The following is a 486-nucleotide window of genomic DNA, read 5'->3' on the forward strand; positions in this document are numbered from 1 at the left end:
TTATGCTTTGGGATGTTCTTATAATACGACTTATGACAAATTGACCTTTGTCATTGAGGATGTTTATTGTGTTGTTTTGCAGGTATTCAAATTTTAAAATCTGACTTTTATTTTGGGTAATCACCCTGCAGATTTTTAAATCTTAATTTAGTTGTCGATTGCCAGGTAATTCAATCCATAACCTAATGACTCCAACTGTGAATCGAATTTGTCTGGATTTAGAACCCTAAAATTGACTAGATATTTGGCCGGTTCATTGAGTGCCTTAAAACTACTGCAAGCAATTAAAAATATGTGAGTTTTAAATTCTAACTTTATTTGAGAATAAATATTTTGGCCGCTTCAGTGGCCGGATGATTAAAACAGCGTCAGAGTATGTATTAACCAAGAAACTCCGAATTTCTGAGTGTTTCTAATTTTGTATAAAAACCAATTTCTTTTAGATAGTTTTGCATCCGTTTTGGGGGTCCTAGGGATTTTGCCTCC

Origin of the sequence: Methylophaga sp. UBA2513 (assembly GCF_002341285.1) — a bacterium.
Taxonomy (GTDB): Bacteria; Pseudomonadota; Gammaproteobacteria; order Nitrosococcales; family Methylophagaceae; genus Methylophaga; species Methylophaga marina.